The sequence below is a fragment of the Conyzicola sp. genome (genome assembly GCF_057073975.1).
This window is the reverse complement of record NZ_JBXMIS010000122.1, coordinates 1-16,208: the sequence shown is the minus strand read 5'-3', so window position 1 is coordinate 16,208 and position 16,208 is coordinate 1. Positions and strand designations below refer to the sequence as shown.

General features: G+C 68.2%; 12 protein-coding genes and 1 pseudogene. 11 read left to right on the top strand and 2 right to left on the bottom strand.

What is annotated here, in order from left to right; genetic code table 11:
- Together AC14A7_RS11240 and xylB are read left to right on the top strand one after the other, a co-directional pair.
- Nucleotides 1-247 (top strand): annotated as a pseudogene (locus AC14A7_RS11240) (xylose isomerase); the annotation flags it as partial.
- A gap of 114 nt (nt 248-361) precedes the next feature.
- Nucleotides 362-1,729: a xylulokinase gene (xylB, locus tag AC14A7_RS11235; RefSeq protein ID WP_484009060.1), complete on the top strand. Its 1,368-nt coding sequence runs from the start codon at nt 362-364 to the stop codon at nt 1,727-1,729.
- Here xylB and AC14A7_RS11230 read toward each other — a convergent pair.
- Complete coding sequence (locus AC14A7_RS11230) at nt 1,726-2,745, bottom strand: LacI family DNA-binding transcriptional regulator (protein WP_484009058.1); 1,020 nt, start codon at nt 2,743-2,745, stop codon at nt 1,726-1,728. The two genes, xylB and AC14A7_RS11230, sit on opposite strands and share 4 nt — an antisense overlap.
- Before the next feature lie 118 nt (nt 2,746-2,863).
- Between AC14A7_RS11230 and AC14A7_RS11225 the strand changes: the two genes are divergently transcribed.
- The 5 genes from AC14A7_RS11225 (at nt 2,864) to AC14A7_RS11205 (ending at nt 9,733) form a co-directional block, all read left to right on the top strand.
- A complete protein-coding gene (locus AC14A7_RS11225; protein ID WP_484009056.1) occupies nt 2,864-4,174 on the top strand; it encodes an ABC transporter substrate-binding protein in 1,311 nt (436 codons plus the stop codon).
- Between the two features lie 94 nt (nt 4,175-4,268).
- Entirely contained in the window at nt 4,269-5,231 is a 963-nt protein-coding gene (locus AC14A7_RS11220; RefSeq protein WP_484009054.1) for a carbohydrate ABC transporter permease, read from the top strand.
- Nucleotides 5,231-6,106, top strand: coding sequence for a carbohydrate ABC transporter permease (locus AC14A7_RS11215; RefSeq protein WP_484009052.1), 876 nt, complete (start codon nt 5,231-5,233; stop codon nt 6,104-6,106). The genes AC14A7_RS11220 and AC14A7_RS11215 overlap by 1 nt, the downstream gene beginning before the upstream one ends.
- Nucleotides 6,107-6,114: 8 nt before the next feature.
- Nucleotides 6,115-8,472, top strand: coding sequence for a beta-xylosidase/alpha-l-arabinosidase (locus tag AC14A7_RS11210; protein WP_484009050.1), 2,358 nt, complete (start codon nt 6,115-6,117; stop codon nt 8,470-8,472).
- Between the two features lie 31 nt (nt 8,473-8,503).
- On the top strand, nt 8,504-9,733 hold the full coding sequence (locus tag AC14A7_RS11205) for an endo-1,4-beta-xylanase (RefSeq protein WP_484009062.1): 1,230 nt from the start codon (nt 8,504-8,506) through the stop codon (nt 9,731-9,733).
- Here AC14A7_RS11205 and AC14A7_RS11200 read toward each other — a convergent pair.
- Complete coding sequence (locus tag AC14A7_RS11200; protein ID WP_484009048.1) at nt 9,730-10,752, bottom strand: LacI family DNA-binding transcriptional regulator; 1,023 nt, start codon at nt 10,750-10,752, stop codon at nt 9,730-9,732. The two genes, AC14A7_RS11205 and AC14A7_RS11200, sit on opposite strands and share 4 nt — an antisense overlap.
- A gap of 205 nt (nt 10,753-10,957) precedes the next feature.
- Between AC14A7_RS11200 and AC14A7_RS11195 the strand changes: the two genes are divergently transcribed.
- The 4 genes from AC14A7_RS11195 (at nt 10,958) to AC14A7_RS11180 (ending at nt 16,137) form a co-directional block, all read left to right on the top strand.
- A complete protein-coding gene (locus AC14A7_RS11195; RefSeq protein WP_484009046.1) occupies nt 10,958-12,973 on the top strand; it encodes a beta-galactosidase in 2,016 nt (671 codons plus the stop codon).
- On the top strand, nt 12,970-13,869 hold the full coding sequence (locus AC14A7_RS11190) for a carbohydrate ABC transporter permease (protein WP_484009044.1): 900 nt from the start codon (nt 12,970-12,972) through the stop codon (nt 13,867-13,869). Before AC14A7_RS11195 ends, AC14A7_RS11190 begins: the two co-directional genes overlap by 4 nt.
- Nucleotides 13,866-14,738, top strand: a complete 873-nt coding sequence (locus AC14A7_RS11185; RefSeq protein WP_484009042.1) for a carbohydrate ABC transporter permease — start codon at nt 13,866-13,868, stop codon at nt 14,736-14,738. Before AC14A7_RS11190 ends, AC14A7_RS11185 begins: the two co-directional genes overlap by 4 nt.
- A gap of 76 nt (nt 14,739-14,814) precedes the next feature.
- A complete protein-coding gene (locus AC14A7_RS11180) occupies nt 14,815-16,137 on the top strand; it encodes an ABC transporter substrate-binding protein (protein ID WP_484009040.1) in 1,323 nt (440 codons plus the stop codon).
- The last annotated feature ends 71 nt before the right edge of the window (nt 16,138-16,208 follow it).

The window sequence follows — 16,208 nt, the reverse complement described above, 5'->3', positions numbered from 1 at the left end:
CCTGCTGCTCAAGGAGCGCGCTGCGGCCTTCCGTGCCGACCCAGAGGTGCAGGAGGCACTCGCCGCCTCGCGCGTCGACCAGATCCAGGTGCCGACGCTCGCCGAGGGCGAGAGCTACGAGGACTTCCTGGCCGATCGCTCCTCCTACGAGGACTTCGACGCCGGCTCGTACTTCAACGGCAAGGGCTTCGGCTTCGTTCGCCTGCAGCAGCTGGCCACCGAGCACCTGATGGGCGCACGCGGCTAGAAAGACACCGACGTGTCTTTCTAGCCCGTGCGGCGTGAGCAGACACCGTCATGAGATTGACAGGGCGCCGGGCTGCAACGCTCGGCGCCCTCCATCGTTACCTAGGAGAACCCCATGCCCCTCGTTGCCGGAGTCGACTCGTCCACCCAGAGTTGCAAGGTCGTCGTCCGCGACGCCGCGACGGGCGCGGCTGTTCGCGAGGGGCGCGCAAGCCACCCCGCGGGCACCGAGGTGCATCCGGATGCGTGGTGGGATGCCATGCAGTCGGCCATCGCCGACGCCGGCGGTCTCGATGACGTCGCCGCGATCTCGATCGCAGGCCAGCAACACGGAATGGTGGTGCTCGACGAGGGCGGCAGCGTCATCCGCCCCGCCCTGCTGTGGAACGACACGCGCTCCGCGCAGGCGGCGGCAGACCTCATCGCAGAACTCGGCGTCGAGGCGCTCGTGGAGCGCACGGGCAGCGTTCCCGTGGCGAGCTTCACGGCGACCAAGCTGCGCTGGCTGCGCGACACCGAGCCGGAGAACGCCGCCCGTGTCGCCGCGGTCGCCCTCCCCCACGACTGGCTGACCTGGCGCCTGCGCGGTTTCGGGCCAGAGAACCCGCAGCTCGACCAGCTCGTGACCGACCGGTCGGATGCGAGCGGCACCAGCTACTGGAACCCGGCAACCGGCGAGTACGACCGCGATCTGCTGCAGCTCTCGCTCGGACACGATGCGATCCTTCCACGGGTGGCGGAGCCCGGTGAGAACATCGGCGACGGGGCCATCGCCATCGGCGCGGGCGCTGGCGACAACGCCGGCGCGGCCCTCGGCCTCGGCGCGGCGCCCGGCGATGTCGTCGTGAGCATCGGCACGAGCGGAACGGTGTTCGCCGTCACGCCGACACCGGTGCACGATGCGACCGTCGCCGGCTTCGCGGATGCGAGCGGCCACTTCCTCCCGCTCGTCGCCACCCTCAACGCGGCCCGCATCCTCGACTCCGTCGCCGGACTGCTCGGCGTCGACTACGACGAGCTTGGTCGACTCGCGCTGACCGCGGAGCCGGGATCCGGCGGGCTCGTGCTGAAGCCGTACTTCGAGGGAGAGCGCACGCCCAACCTGCCCGACGCGACGGCCACCCTGTTCGGCCTCACCCTCGCCTCCACCTCGCGGCCCAATCTCGCGAGGGCGGCGATCGAGGGGATGCTGTGCGCCCTCGCCGACGGACTCGCGGCGATCGAGCGCGCGGGCGTCACCCCGTCGCGCATCGTGCTGATCGGCGGTGCCGCCCAGAACCCCGCGGTTCAGGCGATCGCAGCGCAGGTGTTCCCCGTGCCGGTCACGGTGCCGACCCCGGGAGAGTACGTCGCGCTCGGAGCGGCACGGCAGGCCGCCTGGGCACTCGGTGGCTCGCTGCCCGAGTGGCCCGTCGACACTCTGTCCGCACCCGCGCTCGACTACCGCCCCGTGATCCGGGAGCAGTACGCCGCTCGCGCCTAGCCCTTGATGTGCGGCTTCGCCGTGCTCTCGCGAACGACGAGGCGCGTGGCGAGGTCCATGCGCGGGATCGTCTCGAGCGGTGCCGTGCTCATGCGCACGACGAGCCGTGCCGCCTCCTCCGCCATGGCCGTGAGCGGCTGGTGGATGGTCGTGAGGGCAGGGCTCGACCACTCGGCGAGCTGCAGGTCGTCGTAGCCGACGATCGACAGGTCGCGCGGCACCCGCAGTCCGAGTGTGCGGGCCGCGTCGATGACGCCGAGGGCCTGCAGGTCGCTGCCGGCGAAGATCGCCGTCGGACGATCCTCGAGGGTGAGAAGGCTCAGCGCGGCCTCCCTGCCGCCGTCGACCTGGAAGTTGCCGAACAGCACGAAGCGCGGGTCGACCTCGAGCCCCGCCGAGTTCATGGCGGAGCGGTAGCCGTCGAGGCGTGCGAAGGAGCACATCATGTCTTCGCGACCGGTGATCGCCGCGATGCGGGTGTGGCCGAGCTCGATGAGGTGACGGGTGGCCATGAGCCCGCCAGACCAGTTGGCCGATCCGACCGAAGGAACGTCGGGCGCAGGGTCGCCAGCCGGGTCGACGACGACGAATGGGATGGCGCGGGAGCGCAGTTTGGCCTTCGCCTCATCCGCCAGATCGGAGAAGACCAGCACGACCCCGACGGGGCGGCGGCGCAGCACGCCCTCGATCCACTCCGGGGCGGGAGCATGGCGATCGCCGGACTCGGTGAGCACAACGCTCAAACCGTTCGCGCGAGCGACATTTTCGACGCCGCGGATGATCTCCATGGCCCAGGCGGTCTCGAGTTCTGGAAAGACGAGCTCGATGAGGGTCGCTCTGTTGGAGAGTCCGGTGCGGCGCTGGTAGCCCTGGCGGTCGAGAATCTCCTCGATCTTGGCGCGCGTGGCGGCAGACACGTCCGATCGCCCATTGAGCACCTTAGACACCGTTGAGAGCGAAACACCCGCCTCACCAGCTAATTCGTTAAGTCTCACCCGCTGGTTGCTATCGACCATTGGCAAACCGTTTTCTATTTGTTGCCGTACACAACTTGTGCAACCCGAGGCTACTGCCTAAGCTCAACCCATCCTAATCACTTTCGACAGAGATGTCGAAACTTTCGAGAGGCGTTCAATGATGAACAAACGCAGCATGATGCGGCTGCTGGCCACGGGAGCGGTGGCATCTGTCACCCTCGCTGGCCTCGCTGCCTGTGCCCCCGCTGGTGGCGACACCAGCAACGAGAAGGTCACCCTCACGTGGTGGCACAACGCGACGGCCGACCCGCTGGCCGGATTCTGGCAGGACGTGGCCGACGAGTTCGAGGCCGAGCACCCCAACGTGACCATCAAGGTCGAGGGATTCCAGAACGAGGACCTGCAGCGCACCCTCATCCCCAACGCCCTCCGCTCCGGTGACGCGCCCGACCTCTTCCAGCAGTGGGGCGCCGGCGAGCTCGCCGCCCAGGTGCGTGCCGGCCAGGTCAAGGACATCAGCGCAGACGTAGCCGACGAGGTCGAGGCCATCGGCGGCACCGTCTCTCCGTGGCAGGTCGACGGCAAGACCTACGGCCTTCCCTTCAGCTTCGGCATCGAGGGCTTCTGGTACAACAAGGACCTCTTCGCGCAGGCCGGCATCGAGGGAACGCCCGAGACGCTCGACGACCTCTACGACGCGATCGACAAGCTCAAGGCGATCGACGTCGCCCCGATCGCCGTCGGTGCAGGCAGCAAGTGGCCGGCAGCGCACTACTGGTACAACTTCGCTCTGAAGTCGTGCTCGCCAGAGGTGCTCTCCGCCGCTCAGGCGACCCTGACCTTCGACGACCCGTGCTTCGTTGAGGCCGGCGACTACCTCACCGAGTTCCTCGCAACCCAGCCCTTCCAGGAGGGCTACCTCGGCACCACGGCGCAGGAGGGCGCGGGAAGCTCCGCTGGCCTGCTCGCCACCGGCAACGCCGGCATGGAGCTCATGGGCCACTGGAACCCCGGAACCATGGGCGGAATCCTCGCCGAGGAGTCCGGCGGAGAGGCAACGCCTCCCGCATTCCTCGGCTGGTTCAACTTCCCGGGTATCGAGGGAACCGACGGCGACCCGACGGCCGCCCTCGGAGGTGGAGACGGATTCTCGTGCTCCGCTGACTCCCCGCCCGAGTGCGCAGAGCTGCTCGCCTACATCGTGAGCGTCGACGTGCAGACCCGCTTCGGCGAGATCGGCGCCGGCCTCCCGGTCACGCCGGGCTCTGAGGCAGGCGTCTCCGACGCGAACCTCCAGCAGGTTCTCGCCGGTCTCAAGAAGGCCACCTACGTGCAGCTGTGGCTCGACACCGCCTACGGTGCAACCGTCGGTGGCGCCATGAACGACGGCATCGTCAACCTGTTCGCAGGCAACGGCACGTCGGAGGACATCGTCACCTCGATCCAGGACGCGGTAAAGACGCTCTAACCAGCGTCGGCAAGCATCTCAACCGGTCTGGGCCGCGGTCATCCGCGGGCCCGACCCCCGCCCCGTCCTCGCGTGCCCTGCCCTCAAGGAAACCATGTCAAACCTCACCCGGAAGCGGCTGGAGATCGGCCTCTTCGCCGGCCCTGCCCTCCTCTTCTACGTCGGGCTCGTGATCCTCCCGATCCTGCTCGCCGCGTTCTACAGCGTCTTCCGCTGGGACGGTCTCGGACCCCTCGTCGACCCGACCTGCATCGAGGCCTACGCCGCCAACGGCTCGCTCGGCCCCAACTACTGCAACCGATTCGTCGGCATCGAGAACTACACCCGGGCGTTCGGCGACCCGGTGTTCATCAGCGCGATCGGGCACAACTTCTTCATCCTCGCGCTCTCGCTCCTCATCCAGGGACCGCTCGCCATCGGGCTCGCGCTGCTGCTCAACCGCAAGATGCGCGGTCGTGCGCTGCTGCGCCTCCTCATCTTCATCCCCTACGTGCTCAGCGAGGTCGTCGCCGCTCTCGCGTGGAAGCTCCTCCTGCTTCCCAACGCCGGCTTCGACACCTTCCTCGACTTCCTCGGCTGGAAGGGCGACAAGCCCAACTGGCTCGCGGAGCCCGACGTCGTCATGTGGACGATGTTCCTCATCCTCACGTGGAAGTACGTCGGCTTCGCCGTGCTGCTCATGCTCGCCGGCCTGCAGGGCGTTCCAGAGGAGCTCAGCGAGGCCGCGCAGATCGACGGAGCGAGCTGGTGGCAGACGCAGCGCCACATCACGCTCCCCCTCCTCGGCCCCACCATCCGCATCTGGACGTTCCTATCGATCATCGGATCGCTCCAGCTCTTCGACATGGTCTGGGTGACTACGAAGGGCGGCCCGAACTTCTCGAGCGCCACCATGGCGACCTATCTCGTCGAGATCGGCAGCTCTCGACAGCAGATCGGATTCGGCACGGCCGTCGCGGTCATCCTGTTTGTCATCTCACTGGTGATCGCGCTCGTCTACCAGCGCTTCGCCCTCAACCGCGACCTCGAGGGCGCGACGACCGGAAGGGGCCGCTGATGGCCATCGCCAGCACCGACGGCGTGCGAGCACGCCGCAAGCTCGACCTCAGCTCGCCGATCGTCTACCTCGTCGCGCTCATCGTGATCTGCGCGACCGTTGTTCCCGTCGCCTACATCGTGATCAACGGGTTCCGCACGACGAAGCAGATCAACGAGAGCCTGGCCGGCTGGCCAGACCCCTGGACCTTCGCCAACTACGGGCGCGTGCTCTTCGGCGAGGACACCCTGTTCTGGAACCAGGCTGGCACGAGCACCCTCATCGCGGTGGGAACCACCCTTGGCGTCGTCGTCTTCGGGGTCATGGCCGCGTTCGTGATCGCGCGCTACGAGTTCAAGGCACGCAACGGCCTGTACGCGCTGTTCACGGCCGGACTGCTGTTCCCGATCAGCGTCGCGATCCTGCCGCTCTCGATCATGCTGCGCACCCTCGGGCTCAACGGCTCGCCGCTCGGCGTCATCATTCCGCAGATTGCGTTCGCGTTGCCGACGACCGTCATCATCCTCGTGCCGTTCCTCCGGGCGATCCCGAGGGAACTCGAGGAGGCGGCGATGATCGACGGAACGAGCCGCATCGGGTTCTTCTGGCGCATCCTGCTTCCCCTTTCGGGGCCAGGGCTCGTGACGGTCGGCGTGCTCGCCTTCGTCAACAGCTGGAACGGCTACCTTCTGCCGCTGTTCGTGCTCGGCGCGGGCGGCGCCGGTCAGGCGAACTACACGCTGCCGCTCGGCGTGCAGCAGTTCTCGACGCAGTACTCGGCCGACACGGCAGGCGTGCTCGCGTTCACCTCGCTCGCGATGATTCCCGCCCTGCTCTTCTTCACGCTGGCAGAGCGTCGCATCGTCGGCGGCCTCACGGGCGCAGTGAAGGGATAGGGCCAGCCATGACAAGCACGGTTTCGGTCTGGAACGACCCGAGCGCGCCACTCGGCGACCGGGTCGACGCCCTCATCGCCGAGCTCACGCTTGAGGAGAAGATCGCGCAGCTGTTCGGCGTGTGGGTCGGAGCCTCGAAGGAGGGCGGCGACGTCGCCCCGCACCAGCACGACCTCGACGATGCGATCGACCTCGACGCGCTGCTGCCCGACGGGCTCGGCCAGCTGACCCGTCCGTTCGGCAGCGCCCCGGTGAATCCGGGGCTCGGAGCACTGTCGCTGCTGCGCTACCAGGCGAAGATCGCGCGGTCTGGCCGGTTCGGCATCCCTGCCGTTGCCCACGAGGAGTGCCTCGCCGGGTTCGCGACGTGGGGGGCGACCGCCTACCCGGTTCCGCTGTCGTGGGGTGCAACGTTCAACCCGGCCATCGTCGAGCGGATGTCGCGCCAGATCGGCCGCGACATGCGCTCGGTCGGCATTCACCAGGGCCTCGCTCCAGTGCTCGACGTCGTGCGCGACGCGCGCTGGGGCCGCGTCGAGGAGACCATCGGAGAAGACCCGTACCTCATCGGCACCATCGGAACCGCCTACGTGAAGGGCCTGGAGTCGGCCGGCATCGTCGCGACCCTCAAGCACTTCGTCGGCTACTCCGCATCGAAAGCAGGACGCAACCTCGCCCCGGTCTCGATCGGCCAGCGCGAGGTGAACGACGTGCTGCTCCCTCCCTTCGAGATGGTCATGCGCGAGGCGAAGCCCCGCTCCGTCATGCACGCCTACACCGACATCGACGGCGTGCCGTCGGCGGCGGACGAGAGCCTGCTCACGACCTTGCTGCGCGACGTCTGGGGTTTCGACGGCACGGTCGTCGCCGACTACTTCGGCATCGCCTTCCTCAAGCTCCTGCACGGTGTGGCCGGGGACTGGGCAGAGGCGGCCGGTGCGGCTCTGGCCGCCGGCGTCGACGTCGAGCTGCCGACCGTCAAGACCTTCGGCGCTCCCCTGCGCGATGCCGTGCGCGACGGTCGCGTCGACGAGCGACTCATCGACCGCGCCCTTCACCGCGTGCTCTCGCAGAAGGCAGAGCTCGGCCTGCTCGACCCCGACTGGTCGCCGGTGCCTGAGGCGCTCGCCGGCGTCGACCTCGACGACATCGAGGCCGTGCGCGCGGCGATCGACCTCGACTCCGCCGCCAACCGGGCGATTGCGCGGGAGATCGCGGAGCAGTCGGTGATCCTGCTGCGCAACAACGGCATCCTTCCACTGGCTCGTCCCGCGCGAATCGCTGCCGTCGGCCCGACCGCCACCGACCCCTTCGCGGTGCTCGGCTGCTACTCCTTCCCCGCGCACGTCGGCGTGCAGCACCCCGGCGAGCCGGTGGGCATCGAGCTGCCGACCCTCGTCGACACCCTGACGGCGGAGTTCGCCGGCAGCACCATCGAGCACGTGCAGGGCACCACCATCGACGGCGGAGAGACCGACGACATCGAGACCGCGGTCGCCGCAGCACGGGGTGCCGACGTCGCCATCGTCGCGCTCGGCGACCGTGCCGGGCTGTTCGGCCGCGGAACCAGCGGCGAGGGATGCGACGCAGAGTCGCTCGCGCTGCCCGGCGCCCAGCAGCAACTGCTCGACGCCGTCATCGCCACGGGAACCCCGACCATCGTCGTGCTGCTCGCAGGACGCCCCTACGCTCTCGGCTCCGCCGTGACGGATGCCGCGGCCATCGTGCAGACCTTCTTCCCCGGCGAGGAGGGAACGCACGCGATCGCGGGCGTGCTGAGCGGTCGCATCAACCCGAGCGGCCGCCTGCCGGTGAGTGTGCCGGCGAGCGCCGGAGCGCAGCCGTCGACATACCTCGCCTCTCCGCTTGCGCGCAAGAGCGGCGTCTCGAACATCGACACCACCGCGGCCTTCGCCTTCGGGCACGGCCTCGGCTACGCGAGCTTCGAGTGGACAGAGCTGGAGCACGGGCCGCAGTCGATCGCGACCGACGGCACGGCGACCCTCGGGCTGCGCGTGCGCAACACGGGTGACCGCGCCGGCACCGAGATCGTGCAGCTCTACCTGCACGACCCGGTGGCGTCAGTGGTTCGCCCGGTGCAGCGGCTCATCGGCTACGTGCGGGTCGACATCGAGGCGGGTGGCGAGGTCGCCCTCTCTGTCGAGGTGCCGGCCGACCTCGCGAACTTCACCGGCCGGGCCGGCGAGCGCATCGTCGAGCCGGGCGAGATCGTGCTCGGGTTCGGGCGGTCGAGCTCTGACATCGCGATCACGCGCAGCGTGCAACTGACCGGCGACACCCGCGTTGTCGGGTACGACCGAGCCATGCACGCGACGTTCAGCCAGCGCAGCCGTCGGCCGGCCTGAGAAGGAGACAGTCGTGAGCGTGGACTCGTCCATGGGCCACCGCTCCGGTGAGGCCGTCGTCACAGTGATTGGTGGCGACGGTCTTCCGGTGGCCGACACGGTCGTCACCGTGCGGCAGACACGGCACGCCTTTGCCTTCGGCAACATCGGCTTCGACCTCGTGTCGCTGGCGAACGGCGAGAGCGGTGCGGTCGACTCGGCCTTCGGCGGCGCGACGGCGGGGCTCGAGCGCCTGGCCGAGCTGTGGCTAGAGCTGTTCAACACCGCGACCCTGCCCTTCTACTGGCGGGGGTTCGAGCCGCGGCGCGGCGCTCCCGACACCCGGCGGCTACAGGCGGCCGTCCGCTGGTTCGTCGAGCGCGGTGTGACCGCGAAGGGACACCCGCTCGTCTGGCACACCCTGGCGCCGGAGTGGCTGGCCGATGCCCCGCTCGGTGAGGTGGAAGCGGTGCAGCGGCAGCGCATCCGGCGCGATGTAACCGACTTCGCCGGTCTCATCGACACGTGGGACGCCATCAACGAGGTCGTCATCATGCCGGTGTTCGAGGCGGAGGAGAACGCGATCTCGCGGCTCGCGCTCGCCAAGGGCCGCATCCCGATGATCCGTCTTGCCTTCGAGGAGGCGCGCGCCGCGAACCCGCATGCGACGCTGCTGCTCAACGACTTCGACCTGTCGAGCGCCTACGAGTGCCTCATCGAGGGCGTGCTCGAGGCGGGCATCCAGGTCGATGCGATCGGGCTGCAGACCCACATGCACCAGGGCTACTGGGGCGAGGAGAAGATGCTCGCCATGGTCGAGCGCTTCGCGCGCTACGGCCTTCCGCTGCACCTCACCGAGAGCACCCTGCTGAGCGGCCACCTCATGCCGCCAGAGATCGTCGACCTCAACGACTACCAGATCCCCTCCTGGCCGTCGACGCCAGAGGGCGAGGCGCGGCAGGCCGACGAGATCGTGCGGCACTACCGCTCGCTGCTGTCGCACCCCTCGGTCGAGGCCGTCAACTACTGGGGACTCACCGACGACGGTGCCTGGCTCGGCGCCCCGGTCGGCCTCGTGCGCTCCGACGGCACGACCAAGCCCTCCTACGACGCGCTGCACTCCCTCATCAAAGACGAATGGTGGATGCCGCCGACAGAACTCCGAACCGACACCGGAGGCCGCGTGAGGGTCTCCGGCTGGTTTGGGGACTACGAGGTGGACGGGGTCGGCTTCTCGATCGGCCCTGGGTCGACGCAGGTCGATGTCAGGGTGCCGGCCTAGGCCGATTCCCGCCACCGCACCTCGGTCGGCAGCAGCCGGCCCGACTCCGGTGAGTCTGCTCCGTCGATGAGCTCGAGCACGAGGGAGGCGGCCTCGCGACCGAGGAGGTCGGCGGGTTGGCGAACGGTCGAGAGCTGGGGCTGGCAGCGCATCGCCCACTCGCTGTCGTCGAAGCCGACGATGCCGACGTCGCCTGGCACCGTCCTGCCCGACTCGCGCAGCACGTCCATGGCGCCGGCGGCGATCGCGTCGGAGGCGGCGAAGACACCGTCGATGTCTGGTGCGATCTCGAGCAGGCGGCGCATGCCGTCGACGCCGCTGCCGCGTGAGTAGATCGGGAAGTCGATCACGAGGCTGGGGTCGAAGTCGGCGCCGAGGGCGTCGCGGAAGCCGGCGAGGCGCTCCGCACCGGAGTCGCGGTCGAGAGCAGCGGCGATCATGCCGACCCGGCGGCGGCCGGTGGCGACCAGCCGCGTCGTGATGTCGCGGGCCGCCGTGCGGTTGTCGATGCCGACGTAGGGAATGTCGGATGCCGTCGACGGGTGCCCGACGAACACCGCCGGGAGCCCGATCTGCGCGATCGCCGTCGCGATGGGATCGTGCTCGCGGGCGGAGACGATGACGACGCCATCCACGAACCCACCCCGCAGGTACTCCGCGACCCGTGCGCTGTCGCGGTCGGAGCCGATGATGAGGCAGACGAGCTGGTAGTCGGACTCGGAGAGACGGGCGTTCGTGCCCAGCAGGATCGCCCCGATGTTGGGGTCTTCGAGAAAGACCGAGTGCGGCTCGTGCACGAGCAGGCCGACCGCGCGGGTGCGCTGCGTCACGAGGTTGCGGGCGGCCATGTTGCGCACGTAGCCGACCTTGGCGATGGCCTTCTCAATGGCATCGCGAGAGGCCTCGGAGACATACGGCTCGTCGTTGAGATAGCGGGAGACCGTGCCCCGCGAGACGTTGGCCTCTGCGGCGACATCGAAGATCGTCGCGCGCCGCGGTCGTGCGCCGTTCTGGGCCATGCCCTCATGCTAGTGCCCGGAATTGCGGGTGTGTGCACGTTCACGCATTGATAACGAAACGAGTCTCCAGTTGACATTACGAAAGTTGCGTGTCTACTCTGTGAACGTTCCCACATTGCGCGATCGCATGAGCTTCTCGCAATTCTGTGCACGTTCACAGAACGGGATCGGACAACACCGTCGTTGACACCGCCAGGAGACTCCCGTGCACAGCAAGCCCTCCCCCGTTCGCATCGGCGACGGCGTTGTGCTCGGCTGCGACTACAACCCGGAGCAGTGGCCGCGCGAGACGTGGACAGAGGATGCCGCCCTCATGCGCCAGCTCGGCGTCGGCCTGGTCGCCATCAACATCTTCGGCTGGGCATCGCTCGAGCCACGCGCCGGCGAGTACGACTTCGAGGGCCTCGACGCGATCATCGAGCTCATGCACGCCAACGGCATCCGGGTGAACCTCGGCACCGGCACCTCCTCCCCGCCGCCGTGGCTCACCACGGCGCATCCAGAGATCCTGCCCGTCGCCGACGACGGCACCACGCGCTGGCCGGGCGGCCGGCAGGCATGGTGCCCGAGCTCCCCCGTGTTCCGCGAGGCAGCACTCGGCCTCGTCTCCCGCGTCGTCGAGCGCTACGGCGACCACCCCGCGGTGGCGATCTGGCACGTCTCGAACGAGCTCGGCTGCCACAACGCCCACTGCTTCTGCGACGAGTCTGCCCGCGCGTTCCGCCGGTGGCTCGAGCGGCGCTACGAGAGCATCGAGGCGCTCAATGCGGCGTGGGGCACCTCCTTCTGGAGCCAGCGCTACTCGGAGTTCGCCGAGGTGCTGCCCCCGCGGCGCACCATCTCTGCCGCGAACCCCTCGCAGTACCTCGACTTCTGCCGCTTCAGCTCCGACGAGCTGCTCGACTACTACCGGGCGGAGGCGGCGATCGTGCGGGCCGGCAGCGCGGCCCCCGTGACCACCAACTTCATGGTGACAGCGCACATCCGGGCCCTCGACTACTGGAGCTGGGCCCCCGAGGTCGACATCGTCGCGAACGACCACTACCTCGACCACCGGCTCGCGCACCCGACGAGCGAGCTCTCGTTCGCCGCCGACCTCACCCGCGGCCTCGCCGGCGGAGACCCGTGGATGCTCATGGAGCAGTCGACATCGGCCGTCAGCTGGCAGCCCCAGAACGTCGCGAAGCACGACGGCGAGATGCTGCGCAACACCTTCAGCCACATCGCCCGCGGAGCAGACAGCATCTGCTTCTTCCAGTGGCGGGCCTCCCGCCAGGGAGCGGAGAAGTTCCACTCCGCGCTGCTGCCGCACGCCGGAACGGACTCCGCCATCTGGCGCGAGGCGACGGAGCTGTCTGCAGCGCTCGCCGCGGTCGGCGAGGTCGCCGGGTCGCGTGTTGCGGCATCCGTCGCCCTCGTCTTCTCCTGGCCGTCGTGGTGGGCGGCAGAGACCGACTCGATGCCGTCGCAGTCGGTGCGCTACCTCGAGCAGGTGCACGCCGCCTACGAGGCCCTGCGCCGCACCGGCGTCACCGTCGACATCGTGCGGGCCGACGCCGACCTCTCCGACTATGCCGTCGTCGTCGCCCCGTGCCTCTACCTCGTGAGCGATGCAGAGGCCGCGAACCTCGAGTCGTTCGTCGCCGCAGGCGGCACGGCACTCGTCACGTTCTTCTCCGGCGTGGTCGACGAGAGCGACCGGGTGCGCATCGGCGGCACCGCCGGGCCCGGCGCCTTCGTCGGCGTGCTCGGCGCGTGGACAGAGGAGTACCTCCCGCTGCTGCCGAGCGAGATCGTCGCCCTCTCGAGCGGCGCCGCCGCGCACACCTGGACGGAGCGCGTTCGCCCCACGACCGCCGCGGTCGTCGACACCTTCGTCGACGGACCCGTGGCTGGCTCGCCGGCGATCACCCGCAACGCCTCTGGCGATGGCACCGCCTGGTACGTCGCCACCCAGCTCGACGAGCTTGCCTTCGAGGGCATCGCGCGCCGGGTGCTTGCCGAGGCCGGGGTCGCAACGACGAACCTCGGACCGGATGTCGAGGTCGTCACGCGAGAGAACCCAAACGCCGCGTACACCTTCGTCATCAACCACAGCGCCACCGCCGTCGTGATCGACGCCAGCGGCACGGAGCTTCTCACCGGCGAGACCGTCGCCGGAGCCATCGAGGTCGGTCCAGGCCTCGTGCGCGTCGTGCGCACCAGAAAGGACAACTCATGACTGCCAGCACAGCAGTAGCCGGGCGGCGAGCGAAGGTCAGCCACAAGCGGGCGATCGCGGTCTTCCTCGTGCCCTTCGGCATCCTGTTCGCCCTGTTCTACCTCGTGCCGGTCGGCTACGCGATCTACCAGTCGCTGCTGACCGTGGAGCGCGACGGCACCTTCGGCCCAGCCACCGAGGTCTTCGGCGGGCTGGTGCAGTACGCGCGGGTCTTCCAGGACGGCCCGTTCTGGTCGTCCATCGGCCGCGTGCTCACCTTCGGCGTCGTGCAGGTGCCGATCATGCTCGGCCTCGCACTGCTGCTCGCCCTGCTGCTCGACTCGCCGCTCGTGGCGGGCAAGCGCTTCTTCCGGCTCGCGTTCTTCGTGCCATACGCCGTTCCCGGTGTCATCGCGGCGATCATGTGGGGCTTCCTCTACTCGCCCAACCTCTCGCCGTTCACGGCCGTCACGAAGCAGGTCGACTTCCTCAGCGCCGACCTCGTGCTGTGGGCGATCGCCAACGTCGTCACGTGGATCTACGTCGGCTACAACATGCTGATCATCTACTCTGCGCTGCTGTCGATCCCGGCAGAGATCTTCGAGGCGGCGCGGCTGGATGGCGCATCGCAGGCCCGCATCGCGCTCTCGATCAAGATCCCGCTGGTTGCGCCAGCCATCGTGCTCACCGCCATCTTCTCGATCATCGGCACCCTGCAGCTCATCGCAGAGCCGCAGGTGTTCCAGAGCTTCACCTCGAGCGTGACCAGCACCTTCACGCCGAACCTCACCATCTACTCGACGGCCTCCGTGCCCAACACGCACCTCGCAGCAGCGTTCTCCGTCGTGCTCGCGCTGTTCACCTTCGCCCTGTCGTTCACCGTGCTCAAGCTCACCCAGAGGAGTGCAGTCCGATGACCACTGCAACAACCACCCGTCGCGGCGCCGGCCGAGAGAGCCTGCTCTCTCGCAGCGCGGCCATGCTCATCATGGTCATCTGCACGCTGTACTTCCTCGTGCCGATCTGGTGGCTCGTCGTCGCCTCCTCGAAGAGCCGTGAGCAGTTCACGACGACGTCGCCCCTCGCCTTCGCCGACTTCGAGCTGTTCGCCAACATAGGCAAGCTGGTCGCCTACGAGGACGGCGTGTTCCTTCGCTGGATGCTGAACAGCATCCTGTACGCCGTCACCGGCGCCGCGATCGCGACCCTCATCGCGACGATGGCAGGATACGCGCTCGCCAAGTACGCCTTCCGGGGGCGGGAGCTCGCGTTCAACGTGATTCTCGGCGGCGTGCTCGTGCCAGCCACCGCGCTCGCCCTTCCGCTGTTCCTGCTGTTCAGCCAGATCGGGGCGACCAACACGTTCTGGTCGGTGTTCCTTCCGAGCCTCGTGAGCCCCTTCGGCGTCTACCTCGCCCGCATCTACGCCTCGTCGAGCGTGCCAGACGAGCTCATCGAGGCCGCCCGCATCGACGGGGCAGGAGAGGTTCGCACCTTCTTCACCGTCTCGACCAAGCTCATGACCCCGGCCATGGTGACGATCTTCCTGTTCCAGTTCGTGTCGATCTGGAACAACTTCTTCCTCCCGCTCATCATGCTGCGCGACCAGTCGCTGTTCCCGGTGACGCTCGGGCTCTACGTCTGGAACACGCAGGTGAGCCAGATCCCCGAGATCCGGGCCTACGTCATCATCGGCGCCCTGTTATCCATCATCCCGCTCATCATCGCCTTCCTCGGGCTGCAGCGCTTCTGGCGCGGCGGCCTCGGGGCGGGGGCGATCAAGTGAGCCCCATAGACCCCCGGTCGAGAGTCGACCTCGATCGGGCCCCCTGCAATTCCCCGAAGGCAAGAAAGGAACAACCATGTCTCACCGCATAGCACTCCGTGCCAGTGCGTTGGTCGTGCTGTCGGCGTTCGCGCTGACCGCGTGTGCAACCACGGCTCCGGCAGAATCCAGCGCAGACTGCGCTCCGTCCGACGGCCCCGTCGAACTGACGTTCACGAGCTGGCTCCCGGGTATCGACGAAGCTGTCGCTATCTGGAACGACGAGAACCCCGACATCCAGGTCACCGTGCAGACCGGCCCCAACGGCAACGGCGGCACGTACCAGAACTTCTTCAACCAGATCGAGGCCGGCAACGCGCCAGACCTCGGCCAGATCGAGTTCGACGCGCTGCCGAACTTCCGCGTGCAGGACGGCCTCGTCAACATCGCCGACTGCGCCGGTGTCGCCGACGCACAGGACCAGTTCATCGACTGGACCTGGAGCCAGGTCACCTTCGGCGAGGAGGGCTCGGTCTATGGAATCCCGCAGGACACCGGCCCAGAGGCGCTGTACTACCGCGCCGACCTCTTCGAGGCGGCTGGCATCGAGATCCCGACGACATGGGATGAGTACGCGGCGGCTGCGGAGCAGATCCGCGCGCAGGGTGGCTACATCACCAACTTCTCGCAGTCCGACATCAACGCCTTCGCGGGCCTCGTCTGGCAGGCGGGCGGCCAGTGGTTCGCCAACGACGGCGACGAGTGGTCTGTCACGCTCGACTCCCCCGAGTCGACGCAGGTGGCCGAGTACTGGCAGGGCCTGATCGACGGAGACCTCGTCGCGAAGTACCCGCCGTGGACCGACGAGTGGAACGCCGCCTACAACTCCGGTGAGCTGTGGACCTGGGTCTCCGCGGTCTGGGGTGCCAACACCATCTCGAGCGGTGCTCCAGACACCTCGGGCAAGTGGGCCGTTGCCCCCATGCCGCAGTGGTCGGCTGGCGAGAGCTCCGCAGGAAACTGGGGCGGGTCGACGACGGCAGTCCTCAAGGGAAGCAAGCACCCCTACGAGGCAGCCAAGTTCGCTCTCTGGCTCAACACCGACGCCGACGCGCTCACCTCGATGAACAAGACGGCGAACATCTACCCGGCAACGGTCGAGGGCCAGAAGCTCCCGGTGTTCTCCGAGGGCCTCGAGTTCTATGGTGGACAGAAGATCTACGAGGTCTTCGCGCAGGCTGCAGCCGACACGAACCCCGACTTCGTCTGGGGTCCGACGATGACGCAGACGTACACGGATGTCGCCGACGGCTTCTCCGCGGTGCTCTCCGGATCGCAGACGCTCACCGAGGCACTGAAGACGGGACAGGACAAGACCATTGAGGCTCTCAAGGCGCAGTCCATCCCGGTCAAGGGCTAGTTGACAGTGATCCACCACCTCCGTGGGGGGGGGGGGGGGGGGGGGGGGGGGGGGGGGGGAGAGGGGGGGGG